Annotated in this window: 9 protein-coding genes; all 9 read right to left on the reverse strand. The window is 70.0% G+C overall.

Features of this window, described 5'->3' with window-relative positions; genetic code table 11:
* Positions 1 to 24 precede the first annotated feature (24 nt).
* The 9 genes from ftsW to mraZ all read right to left on the reverse strand — a co-directional run bounded on the left by ftsW (position 25) and on the right by mraZ (position 11,724).
* Positions 25 to 1,512 carry a putative lipid II flippase FtsW gene (ftsW, locus tag ABZV44_RS29335; RefSeq protein ID WP_354843021.1) on the reverse strand — a complete coding sequence of 496 codons (1,488 nt, stop codon included), beginning with the start codon at positions 1,510 to 1,512 and terminating at the stop codon, positions 25 to 27.
* Positions 1,509 to 2,951: a UDP-N-acetylmuramoyl-L-alanine--D-glutamate ligase gene (murD, locus tag ABZV44_RS29340; RefSeq protein ID WP_354843229.1), complete on the reverse strand. Its 1,443-nt coding sequence runs from the start codon at positions 2,949 to 2,951 to the stop codon at positions 1,509 to 1,511. Before murD ends, ftsW begins: the two co-directional genes overlap by 4 nt.
* 49 nt (positions 2,952 to 3,000) lie before the next feature.
* Positions 3,001 to 4,077, reverse strand: a complete 1,077-nt coding sequence (gene mraY / locus ABZV44_RS29345; RefSeq protein ID WP_354843024.1) for a phospho-N-acetylmuramoyl-pentapeptide-transferase — start codon at positions 4,075 to 4,077, stop codon at positions 3,001 to 3,003.
* Positions 4,074 to 5,558: a UDP-N-acetylmuramoyl-tripeptide--D-alanyl-D-alanine ligase gene (murF, locus tag ABZV44_RS29350; RefSeq protein WP_354843027.1), complete on the reverse strand. Its 1,485-nt coding sequence runs from the start codon at positions 5,556 to 5,558 to the stop codon at positions 4,074 to 4,076. The genes mraY and murF overlap by 4 nt, the downstream gene beginning before the upstream one ends.
* Positions 5,555 to 7,171, reverse strand: a complete 1,617-nt coding sequence (locus ABZV44_RS29355; RefSeq protein ID WP_354843029.1) for a UDP-N-acetylmuramoyl-L-alanyl-D-glutamate--2,6-diaminopimelate ligase — start codon at positions 7,169 to 7,171, stop codon at positions 5,555 to 5,557. Before ABZV44_RS29355 ends, murF begins: the two co-directional genes overlap by 4 nt.
* Positions 7,172 to 7,410: 239 nt before the next feature.
* Positions 7,411 to 9,168 (reverse strand): penicillin-binding protein 2, encoded by a 1,758-nt coding sequence (locus ABZV44_RS29360; RefSeq protein WP_354843232.1) that lies wholly within the window; start codon positions 9,166 to 9,168, stop codon positions 7,411 to 7,413.
* 235 nt (positions 9,169 to 9,403) lie between these two features.
* A complete protein-coding gene (locus ABZV44_RS29365; RefSeq protein ID WP_354843032.1) occupies positions 9,404 to 10,072 on the reverse strand; it encodes a hypothetical protein in 669 nt (222 codons plus the stop codon).
* A 55-nt stretch (positions 10,073 to 10,127) separates the two neighbouring features.
* The gene (rsmH, locus tag ABZV44_RS29370; RefSeq protein ID WP_354843035.1) at positions 10,128 to 11,108 is read right to left on the reverse strand and encodes a 16S rRNA (cytosine(1402)-N(4))-methyltransferase RsmH; all 981 of its coding nucleotides are present in this window, start codon (positions 11,106 to 11,108) and stop codon (positions 10,128 to 10,130) included.
* 184 nt (positions 11,109 to 11,292) lie between these two features.
* The gene (gene mraZ / locus ABZV44_RS29375) at positions 11,293 to 11,724 is read right to left on the reverse strand and encodes a division/cell wall cluster transcriptional repressor MraZ (protein ID WP_213560465.1); all 432 of its coding nucleotides are present in this window, start codon (positions 11,722 to 11,724) and stop codon (positions 11,293 to 11,295) included.
* Positions 11,725 to 11,774 lie beyond the last annotated feature (50 nt).

Genomic DNA, 11,774 nt, shown 5'->3' on the forward strand with positions numbered 1-11,774 from the left:
CATCGCTGTCCGGCCGCTCCACTGTCACCTCGAATTACCCCGTTCCCTCGCGTGTTTCATCGGATAGTTGGGCTCCCAGGCCCGGGTGCTGCGCCACGACTCCGTGGAGCGGCTGCTGCGCCGGGCCGAATCCGAATCTATCGACCGCCGCGCCGACGACTCCGAGCCGCCCCGGCTCCGACCCGAGGGTAGCGCGCGCCGCTGCGGGGCGGACTTCACCTTGGCCTTGGCCTTGGTGCGAGCCCGGGAGGCCTGCGCCCGCGCGGGCGAGTACAGCTCGGGTTTCGGCAGGCGCAGCAGCCGGCTGAAGCGGCCGTCCTGGCCCGCGTGCAGGGCCGCCACCGCCTCGGGCTCGTGCCGGGCGGCATTGGCGATGATGCCGAACATGAGCAGCGTGATGGCGAGCGAGGAACCACCCGCCGACACCAGCGGCAGCTGCAGGCCGGTCACCGGCAGCAAACCGACGACATAGCCGACATTGATCAGCGCCTGACAGGTGATCCAGGTGGTGGCCGAGGCGGTGAGCAGCCGGATGAACGGATCCACCGAGCGGGTCGCGATCCGCAACCCGGCGTAGACGAAGAGTGCGAAAAGCCCGAGCACCAGCGCACATCCGAGGAACCCGAGTTCCTCGCCGATGATGGCGAAGATGAAGTCGTTGTGCGCGTTGGGCAGATAGCTCCACTTGGCCCGGGACTGACCCAGGCCACGACCCCAGATGCCGCCGTCGGCCAGCGAGTACATGGCCTGCCGGGCCTGGTAGCCGATGCCCTGCGGGTCGTCGCCCGGGCTGAAGAAGGCACGCATGCGGTCGGACCGGTAGCCGGCCGAGAGCGCCAGGATCGCCGCCGCCACGCCACCCGAGACCGCGATCGTCACGAACATGCGCAGCGGCAGCCCGCCGAACCACAGCAGCGAGGTCAGCACGATGCCGAGCGCGATGGTGGTGGACAAGTTGGGTTCCAGCACGACCAGGAAGCACACCAGCAGGCCCGCCGGCACCAGCGGCATGAGAATGTCCTTGTACCCGGCCTTCTCGGTCTGCCGGGAGGCCAGCAGGTGCGAACCCCACACCACCAGAGTGACTTTCACGACCTCCGAGGGCTGCACCGACACCACGCCGAGGTCGAACCAGCGCCGCGAACCCTGCACCTCGCTGCCGATGCCGGGGATGAGCACCAGCACCAGCAGCACCACTGACAGCGCGAAGACCGGGAACGACAGCCGGCGCATCACCCGCATCGGAACCCGCAACGCGATATAGAACAGCACCGCGCCGAAGACGGCCAGCACCGCCTGCTGGATGAACAGCCGGTAGGCCGAGCCGCCGTCGGCGTAGGACTCCACGCTGGACGCCGAGAGCACCATGACCAGGCCGAGCACGGTGAGCAGCACCGCGATCGCCACCACGAGATGGAACGACGCCAGCGGGCGGGCCAGCCAGGCCCCGAACCATCCGATTCTCGGTCGCTGGGTCTGGTTCCCGGCCCGCCGCGGCGTCGCCGTCGTCATTCGGTTCTCCCGATGTCCTTCTCGTCCAGGGCCTGCACGGCGGCGGCGAAGCTGCGGCCGCGGTGCGTGTAGTCGGCGAACATGTCCAGGGACGCCGCGGCCGGGGCCAGCAGCACGGTATCGCCGCGGTGGGCGAAGCCGGCCGCCACGCGCACCGCGCGTGCCATCACCGCTTCGGGCTCGATCTCGGTGAAGGGGTCACCCATCCGAGCATCGTCCCCCGAATTCAGCTCCACGACCGGCACATCGGGCGCGTGTCGCGCGAGTGCGGCCGCGATCGCCGGCGCGTCCTGGCCGAACAGCACGGCCGCGACGAGATGCTCGCGGCATTCCTCGATGAGGTCCTCGACGCTGGCGCCCTTGAGCTGACCGCCGGCCACCCAGATCACGCTGGGGTGGGCCAGGATCGAGGAGCGCGCGGCGTGCGGGTTGGTGGCCTTGGAGTCGTCGACGAACTCCACGCCGGACAGCTCCCGCACGAAGGCCGCCCGGTGCGGGCCGACCTTGTGCTCCTGCAGGCCCTCCTTCACGAACTGCGGTGCCACGTCGATGGATCGGGTCAGGGCGGCGGCGGCCAGGGCGTCGGCCACACCGGCCGGGCCCTGCGGGCTGATGTCGCCGACCTCGGCCAGGATGGCGGCCTTGGTGAAGGCGCGGTCGAGCAGCTTGCCGTCCACCACGCCCAGCTCGCCGTCGGCGGGGACGCCGATGCGGAAGCCGACGGTGCGGCGCGCCTTGGACTTTCGCGCCAGCGCCGCGGCGACGGCGTCGTCCAGGCCGACCACGCCGACCCGTCCGGTCAGCGCGCGCGCCTTGGCGGCGGCGTAGGCGTCCAGGCCGCCGTGCCAATCCAGGTGATCCTCGGCCACGTTCAGCACCACGCCGGCCTCCGGGCGCACCGACGGCGCCCAGTGCAGCTGGAACGAGGACAGTTCCACCGCCAGGATCTGCGGGCCCGGGGTGCGGCGCAGCGCGTCCAGGATGGGCAGGCCGATATTGCCGCAGGCCACCGAGGGAATCCCGGCGGCGCGCAGGATCGAGTGCGTCATCTGGGTGGTGGTGGTCTTGCCGTTGGTACCGGTCACCACCAGCCACTTGCGGACCGGGCCGTAGATGCGGGCCTGGTCGACCCACCAGGCGAACTCGACATCGCCCCACACCGGAATGCCCTCGGTGACGGCCGAGACCAGCACCGGGGAGTCCGGCCGCCAGCCCGGGCTGGTGATCACCAGCGCGAAGCGTTGCAGCGCATCGGGTTTGAGCAGGTCGGCACTGGTGGCGGTGCCCAGGCCCAGTTCGGCGGCCTCGGTGAGCGCCTTCTCACCGCTGTCGGTGACCACCGGGCGCGCGCCGATGTCCTGCAGCGGCTCGATCAGCGAGCGTCCGGAGACGCCCCAACCGGCGACCAGCACATCACGGCCACGCAGGAATTCGAGCATGGGCCCCGGCGATCGCAGGACCCTCGGAGAATGTTCGGACATTGCTCACTCACCCTGCCGCAGAGAGGTATTCGCTGTAGAACAGGCCCAGTCCGATCGCCGAGGCCATACCGGCCAGCAACCAGAACCGGATGATGACCGAGGTCTCGGCCCACCCGCTCAGCTCGAAGTGGTGATGGAACGGTGCCATCTTGAACAGGCGATTGCGCGTGGCGCGGAAGACCGCCACCTGCAGCACCACCGACGCGGCCTCGGCCACGAACAGCGCGCCGATGACGACCATCAGCAGCTCGGTGCGGGTGGTGATGGAAAGGCCCGCGAGCAGACCGCCCAGCATCAGCGAGCCGGTGTCGCCCATGAAGATCTTGGCGGGCGCGGCATTCCACCATAGGAAGCCGATACAGGCCGCGCCGCCCGCGGCGCAGACCAGGGCCAGATCGAGCGGATCCCGAACCTGGTAGCAGCCCGCGACCGCGTGCGCGGAGCACGAGTTACGCCACTGCCAGAAGGTGATGATCATGTACGCGCCCAGCACCAGGCTCATCGAGCCGGCGGCCAGGCCGTCGAGACCGTCGGTCAGGTTCACCGCGTTGGACCAGGCCACCACCAGCAGGCAGACGAATGCCAGGAAGACCACCACGCTCATCGACAGCGTATTGATGTCGCGCGTGTAGGACAGGCGCTTGTCGCCGGGGGTCAGGCCGTGAATGTTCTTGAACTGCAGGGCCAGGACGCCGAACACGACGGCCGCGGTGAGCTGGCCGATGTACTTGCCGGCCGCGGTCAGGCCCAGGTTGCGCTGCTTGCGCAGCTTGATCAGGTCGTCGGTGAAGCCGACGAAGCCCAGCGCGGTGGCCAGGCCCATGACCAGCAGGCCCGAGGCCGAGGGGCCCGGCTCGCCGTAGGTCATGGAGATCAGGTGCGAGCCGAGGTAGCCGGCCCACATGCCGATCATGATGGCGACGCCGCCCATGGTGGGGGTGCCGCGCTTGGCCTTGTGGCTCTCCGGGCCGTCGACCCGGATCTCCTGTCCGAAGCCCTGTTTGGCGAAGTAGCGGATCACCACCGGGGTCAGCAGGATGGAGACGGTCAGCGCGATCGCCGCCGACAAGAGGATCTGGGTCATCGCGCGGCCTCCTGATCCGCACCGATCAGATGGTCGGCGACCGTCCACAGGCCCGCGGAGTTCGAACCCTTCACCAGCACCACCGCACCCGGCTCCAATTCCTCGTCGAGCAGGGCGATCGCCGCGTCGATGTCCGGCACGTGGATGGCCTCCTCGCCCCAGGAGCCCTCCTGCACCGCGCCCTGGAACAGGGCCCGCACGGGGCGGCCCTGGCCGACCACGACCAGGCGATCCACATCCAGGCGCACCACCAGACGGCCGATCTTGTCGTGCTCGAGGACGGATTCCTCGCCCAGCTCCGCCATTTCGCCGAGTATCGCCCAGCTGGGACGCGGCTCGGTCCCGGCCTTGGACATGGTGACCAGCGCCTTGAGCGCGGCGCGCACCGAATCCGGGTTGGCGTTGTAGGAGTCGTTGACGACGGTGACGCCGTCGGCACGGGTCCGCACATCCATGCGGTGCGCCGAGACGGCGGTCGCGCCGGACAGCGCCCGCGCGACGGTCGCGAGGTCCGCGCCCTGGTCCAGGGCGACGGCGGCCGCGGACAGCGCATTGCCGACCTGGTGCTCACCGTGCACGGCCAGCTGGACCTCGATCGATTCGCCGTTGGCGTGCAGGGTGAATCGGGCGCGGGCCTGCTCGTCGAGGGCCACGTCGGAGGCGCGGACGTCGGCGGTGGCGGCCTGACCGACGGTCACCACGCGGGCGGCGGTCCGATCGGCCATCTTCGCGACCAAGTGGTCGTCGGCGTTCAGCACCGCCAGCCCGGAGGCCGGCAGAGCCTCGACGAGCTCACCCTTGGTCTGCGCGATCACCTCGCGGCTGCCGAACTCGCCCAGGTGCGCGGTGCCGACATTGAGCACGACACCCACACCCGGCGGGGCGATCTCGGTGAGCGCCTTGATGTGCCCGGGTCCGCGGGCGGACAGCTCGAGCACCAGGAAGCGGGTGCCGGCGTCGGCGCGCAGCGCGGTCCACGGGTGGCCGAGCTCGTTGTTGAACGAACCGGGCGGGGCCACAACGGGTCCCAGCGGCGCGAGCACCGCCGCCAGCAGATCCTTGGTGGAGGTCTTGCCCGCGGAGCCGGTCACGCCGACCACCGTCAGGTTCCCGGCCTCGACCAGACGGTCCACGCTGGCGCGGGCCAGCGCGCCCAGCGCGTCCAGCACCGCCGCGCCGGAACCGTCGGTGTCGTGGGCCAGCGCGATGGCGCGCGTGTTCCCGGGACGGGGCGTCACCACGATGGCGGGCACCCCGACGGGCCGGGCGGCCAGCACCGCGACCGCGCCCCGCGCGACGGCCTGCGCCGCGAAGTCGTGGCCGTCGGCGCGCTCACCGGGCAGCGCCAGGAACAGGTCACCGGAACCGATACGGCGCGAATCGAATTCGGCCGAGCCGGTGACCTTCGCCTCGGGATCGGGGGCGTCGTGCAGCGTGCCGCCGACGACCTCCGCGATCTCCCGCAAAGTCATCTCGATCATGAAAGCGTCAGGTCCCTCGTCTTTTCCGACAGGGCGGCCGCGAGTACCTCGCGGTCGTCGAACGGATGCTTCACGCCTGAAATCTCCTGCCCTGTCTCATGTCCCTTGCCCGCGACCAGCACCACGTCGCCGGGCTGCGCCCAGTCGACGGCGGTCTTGATCGCGACCGCCCGGTCCCCAACCTCCCGGACCTCACCGCGTTCCGCGACCGGTACCTGTATGGCACCGGCGAGCACCGCGGCGCGGATGGCGGCCGGGTCCTCGCTGCGCGGATTGTCGTCGGTAATGATGGCCAGGTCGCTGCCGCGCGCCGCCGCCGCACCCATCAGGGGCCGCTTGCCGGCATCGCGATCACCGCCCGCACCCACCACTACGGCCAGACGGCCCTCCCCCTGTTCGGCCAACCACGTGCGCAGGGTCGCCACGACCGATTCGATCGCGGCGGGCTTGTGCGCGTAATCGACCACGGCCAGAAACTCCTGACCCTTATCCACCCGCTGCATGCGGCCCGGCACATCGACCGTGCCGAGCGCCGCAGCGGCAGCCTCCGCCTCGACCCCGGCCGCCGCGCACACCGCGACGGCCAGGATTCCATTGGCGATGTTGTACGCACCCGGAAGCCGCAGCCGCACATCCACATTGACACCCGGCCCCGAAGCGGTGAACTCCTGGGTGCCGCCGAGTCCGGCGGTGGCCGCGCCGGCGGTCCAGTCCGCGGGCACGCCCGGCCGGGTCGCCACCGTGCGCAGGCGGCCGGTGGTATCACCGGATCCGGCTGCGAGACAGTCGGATACGTCATCTGCCAGGCGCCGGCCCCACTTGTCGTCGACGCAGATCACGGCCGTGCGCGCCGCCACCGACGGGCACGCGGTAGCGGCCGAGTCCGGGCCGTCCGGAATGAACAGGCGGCGCTTGGCGGCGAAATAGTCCTCGAAATCGGCGTGGAAGTCGAGGTGGTCCTGGGACAGGTTGGTGAACGCGCCGACCGCGAAGCTCACCCCGTCCACCCGGCCCAGCGCCAGGGCATGACTGGAGACCTCCATGACCACCGCGTCCACACCCCGCTCGACCATGAGCGCGAACATGGCGTGCAGCTGCGGAGCCTCGGGCGTGGTGAGCGCCGAGGGCACCCGGACGCCGCCGATGTGGGTCTCGATGGTGCCGATGAGGGCGGTGCGCAGCCCGGCCGCGGCGAGCCCGGCCTCCACCAGATACGACGTGGTCGTCTTGCCGGACGTACCGGTGATACCGACGATGCGGAGTTTGCGAGACGGATCACCGTAAAGGGCCGAGGACAACTCGCCGAGCACCGTGCGCGGCGCGTCGTGCACGAGCACCGGGACGGCGATCTCGCCGATCAGTTCCGCGCCCGCCGGATCGGTGAACACCGCGACCGCGCCACGCTCGACCGCGTCGTGGGCGAAACGCGCGCCGTGCGCGTGGGCTCCGGCCAGACCGGCGAACAGGTCACCCGGCAGCACCGCGTTCGAGCGCTGCTCGATGCCGGTGACCTGGATGTCCTCGAGAGCCGCTGCGAATTCCGCGGGCCGCGCGCCCGTCAGCTCCGCCGCCGCGCGCAGGGTGGTCGCCGGCGGCGTGGCGGGCCGAAGCACCTGCGGCTCCGCCGTTCCTCCGCTCGGCGGCTCTGCTCGATCACCGCTGTACGGAACCGACTGCGCGGGCACGAAGCTCCTCTCCAAGGGGCGGTCATATGCATGAATCGGTCCGGATGACCGGATCGACGTGTCAGGTTACCTGTGTTCGATCGCCGCGCGATCGGCACGGCGGAGTTCGGTCACCCGCCGGTGCACGCACCGGCGGCGGTGGGCGTCACAACCATCCGCTCCCTGCTCTAACTCGCCTGCAGAATCAGCTGTTTGGCAGGCGGCGACGGCGGGATGCGGTCGCGCTGCAACAGCCACGAGGCGATGCTGTGGAACAGGGGCGCGGCCGAACCGCCGCCGCTGCCGTCGGAGCTGCGCACCGGCGCATCCAGCATCATGCCGATCACATAGCGGGGATTGTCGGCGGGGGCCATGCCCGCGAAGGTGATCCAGTAGCGGTCGCTGGAATAGCAGCGGCACTTCGGGTCGATCTGCTGGGCCGTGCCGGTCTTGCCCGCGATCTGATAACCCTCCACGGCGGCCGGGCCGCCGGTGCCGCTCTGGATGCCGCGCGGATCCTTCTGCACGATGGCCTGGAACATCTGGCGCAGCGTCTGCGCGGTCTGCGGGGTGACCACCTTGACACCCTCCGGCGGCTCCTCCTCGGTGCGGGTGCCGTCCGGGGCGATCTTGGCCTTCACGATGCGCGGCGGCATCCGCACGCCGTCATTGGCGATGGCCTGGTACATGCCGGTCATCTGCAGGGTCGTCATCGAAAGACCCTGGCCGATGGGCAGGTTGGCGAAGGTGGAGCCGGACCACTGGTCCCGGGCGGGCACCACGCCCGCGCTCTCACCCGGCAGGCCGACGCCGGTGCGCTGGCCCAGGCCGAACTTCTTGACCATGTCGAAATAACGGTCCTCGCCGACGCGCTGCGCCAGCATGAGGGTGCCCACGTTCGAGGACTTACCGAAGATGCCGGTGGTCGTGTAGGGGGCGACACCGTGCTCCCAGGCGTCGTGCACGGTGACACCGCCCATGAAGATGCTGCCCGGAACCTGGTGCACCTCATCGGGAGTGGTGAGGCCGTATTCGATGGCCGCGGCCGCGGTGACGATCTTGTTCACCGAGCCCGGCTCGAACACCTCCTGCACCGACGGATTGCCCAGATCGGTGGTGGACCAATACTGCGGTCCCATGGCGGGATTGAAGGTGTTGTCGTTGGCCATCGCCAGCACCTGGCCGGTGTGCACGTCCAGCACCACCGCCGAGGCCGCGCTCGCGCCCGAGAGGTCCTTGGCCTGCTGCACCTGCTGCTGCACGTAGTACTGCAGATCCGAATCCAGGGTGAGCTCGAGGCCGTAGCCGTTCACCGCGGGCTGGCGATCACGCCACGAACCCGGGATCACCGCGCCGTCGGAGCCGCGGTCGTAGGTCTCCGAGCCGTCGGAGCCGGCCAGCAGCGCGTCCATCGAGGACTCCAGGCCGATCTGGCCGTGCCCGTCCCAGCCGGTCGCGCCGATCACATTGGCGGCCAGGGAGCCACCCGGGTACTCGCGCATATCCTGCCGATCCATCCCGACCTCGGGGAACTGCAGAGTGATGTCCGAGGCGACCCGGGGGTCCACATTCCGCGCGAGGTACACGAACGGCTCGTCGCTCTTCAGCTTGGCCAGGATGTCCTTCTCGGGCGCGTCATTGCCCAGCTTCTCGTGAATGTATTTGGCGATGGCCGCCAGCCGATCATCCGGATCCGGCGCGGTCTTGGGCGTCTTGTCGTGCGCGTCCGCCAAATCCTTGCGCACCCGCACCGGCTGGAAGCTCAGCTCCTTCGCCGCGATGGTGAATGCCAGCGACTTCCCGTACCGATCCGTGATCGGTCCCCGGTTGGCCGGATCGGCCACCTTCACGGTGCGCTGGCTGGCCGCCTCCGCCGACAGCTTCGGCGCGGAAACACTTTGCACCCACAACAATTGGATGGCCGCCACCACGAGCGCCACCAGCATGACCAGCCGGCCCACCCCGAACCGCAAGCGCGTGCTCGAGTCCAATCCCGGAGCGGGCCGCGGTCTGGACTGCCGGCCCGGCCCCGAACCGGCACGGCCGGAACCCGACCGGCTCCGGCCGGCGGCGGCGACCCGCCCTCGACCGGAATCGGACCGGCTCCGGCCGGAATCACGCCCGCGCCCCGCGCGGGTTGGGCTCATCGACCAGCCCCGTTCGCCGGCGCCTCGGTGCGGCTCATCGGGGCGCTCCGTTCGCCTGCACCTGCGGGTTCTGCGGAGCCGTGATCGGCGCCGCCGGAACGGGATTCGCAGCGGTGGTGGCCGGCGGGGCGGGCGTCGTGGTCACCGGGACCACCCGCTCACCCTGAGCCTGCTGCAGCTTCGACGGCGGCGGGGCGGGCGACGGCGTCGTGTTGAGCGGCGGTGCGGGCGCGCCCTCAGCGGGCTGCGGATTGCCGACCACGGTGACCTGACCGTCCGGGCCGATCACCAGCCGGGCTGGATCCTTGGCCGGGATCATGCCCAGTTCGGCTGCGCGCTTGGCCAATTCGGGAGCCGAATCGGCGGAGGCCACCTCACGCTGCAGCGCGTCCCGCTCGTCGGAGAGCTTCTGGTTGGCGCGGCGCTGATCGCCGAGCTGATAGCTGTCCTCGGTGGCGCGGGTGGTGAGCAACAGCGTCAGCGCCAGGCCGCAGCCCAGCAGCGCGATGATGGTGGCCACGAAGGACATGCGACCGCGCGGCATCGGATCGCTGCGCCGACCGCGGCGCATACCCGGCAGGTCGGCCCCGCCCTCCCGATTGCGCCGGCGCGCGTAGGCCCGTTGCGCCGCACCCGATTTCACCCGTTCGGCGGCCTGCACCCGGCGGGCCCCCCGGCCCGTCGCCTGCGTCCTGATCGTCATGGTGCGGCTCCGATCCAGCGGTTGCCCGCTCGATGTGCCGTTCCACCCCGGAACCTCACGATTGCTCCTCCCCTACGATCCGTTCGGCCGCCCGCATGCGCACCGGAGCGGCCCGCGGGTTGTCCTCGATCTCCTGCTCGGTGGCCTTCTCCGCGCCGCGGGTCAGAATCCTGAATTCCGGTCCCATACCCGGCAATTCGACCGGCAGGTCCAGGGGGGTGCGCGACACCGACCGCTTGGCCAGTGCCGCCTTCACCACCCGGTCCTCCAGGGACTGGTAGCTCATGACCACGATGCGGCCGCCCGGGGCCAGCGCGTCCAGCGCCGCGGGCAGCGCGGCCTCCAGGGACTCCAGTTCGCGGTTGACCTCCACCCGCAAGGCCTGGAAGGTGCGCTTGGCCGGATGCCCGCCCGTGCGCCTGGCCGCGGCCGGGATGGCGTCGTAGAGCAACTCCACCAGCTGTGCGCTGGTGGTAAACGGGGTGCGCTGACGACGCCGCACGATCTCGGCGGCGATCTTGCCCGCGAACCGTTCCTCGCCATAGGTTTTCAGCACCCGGGCCAGCTCGCCGTGACTGTAGGTGTTGAGCACGTCGGCGGCCGTGGGGCCGGTGCTGGAGTCCATCCGCATGTCCAGCGGTGCGTCGATGGAGTAGGCGAAGCCGCGGTCGGCCTCGTCCAGCTGCATGGAGGACACGCCCAGGTCCATCAGAATCGCGCTGACCGAACCCTTGTCGGGTAGCCCGGCCTGCTCCAGCGCGGGCGCGATGCCGTCATACCTGGTGTGCACCAGGGTGATCCGGTCCCGGAACGGGGATAGTCGCTCGCCCGCCAGCTTCAGCGCCGCGGTGTCGCGATCCAGCCCGACCAGGCGGATGTTCGGATACGTCTGCAGGAAGTACTCGGCATGACCGCCGAGCCCCAGCGTGCAGTCCAGATAGACCGCGCCCTCGGAATGCAGTGCGGGACCGAGGATTTCGTCGGCACGATGGAGGAGAACCGGAACATGGCGGGGGCCGTCACTGCCTCGGTGCACGTCGACCTCCCGGAATTCCTGCCTCACGTTTCATTCGCACGGCCACCTGGGGTCGCTGGCGAAAAGGACCTTCGAATTGGGCGAATGCCCCGTGGTCTCTGACCGAAGCACCGCACCTGGCGTTGGGGAAGTACGTCAGGGTCGGTGTCGGGCAGAGGCCGCAGGGCACTCGCCTCGTTGCGGGCTAGAAGATCTCGCCCAGCGACTCGTCTCTGGCCTGCGAGTAATCCTCCTCGTGTTCAGCGAGGTAGGAATCCCACGCCGTCTTGTCCCATATTTCGAGGAAGTCGACCGAACCGATCACCACGCAATCCTTGGACAGATTGGCGTAGCGGCGATGCTCGGCCGACAGCATGATCCGGCCCTGTGCGTCCGGACGCTGCTCATCACTGGAAGCCGCCAAGGCCCGGACGAATGCGCGGGCCTGCGGATTGGACCGGGATGCCGCCGCGGCTCGCCGCGCCAGCGCGGTGAACTCGTCCTTGGGATACACGGCAAGGCTGTGGTCCTGTCCCTTCGTGACCATCAACCCTCCCGCCAGCTCGTCCCGGAACTTCGCAGGCAACGTCAGTCGCCCTTTGTCGTCCAACCGAGGGGTATAGGTCCCGAGAAACAAGCCTCGACACCTCCTGCCGGATCACCCTCTCGACTGTTCGGCCTCCTGTA

Origin of the sequence: Nocardia sp. NPDC004860, from assembly GCF_040609015.1 — a bacterium.
In the GTDB taxonomy this organism is placed as follows: domain Bacteria; phylum Actinomycetota; class Actinomycetes; order Mycobacteriales; family Mycobacteriaceae; genus Nocardia.

Bases quoted from the DNA above. Each gene is read 5' to 3' on its own strand.
- ABZV44_RS29365 (WP_354843032.1), bottom strand. From the start codon at position 10,072: ATGACGATCAGGACGCAGGCGACGGGCCGGGGGGCCCGCCGGGTGCAG.
- ftsW (WP_354843021.1), bottom strand. From the start codon at position 1,512: ATGACGACGGCGACGCCGCGGCGGGCCGGGAACCAGACCCAGCGACCG.
- ABZV44_RS29360 (WP_354843232.1), bottom strand. From the start codon at position 9,168: ATGCTGGTGGCGCTCGTGGTGGCGGCCATCCAATTGTTGTGGGTGCAA.
- mraY (WP_354843024.1), bottom strand. From the start codon at position 4,077: ATGACCCAGATCCTCTTGTCGGCGGCGATCGCGCTGACCGTCTCCATC.
- murD (WP_354843229.1), bottom strand. From the start codon at position 2,951: ATGCTCGAATTCCTGCGTGGCCGTGATGTGCTGGTCGCCGGTTGGGGC.
- murF (WP_354843027.1), bottom strand. From the start codon at position 5,558: ATGATCGAGATGACTTTGCGGGAGATCGCGGAGGTCGTCGGCGGCACG.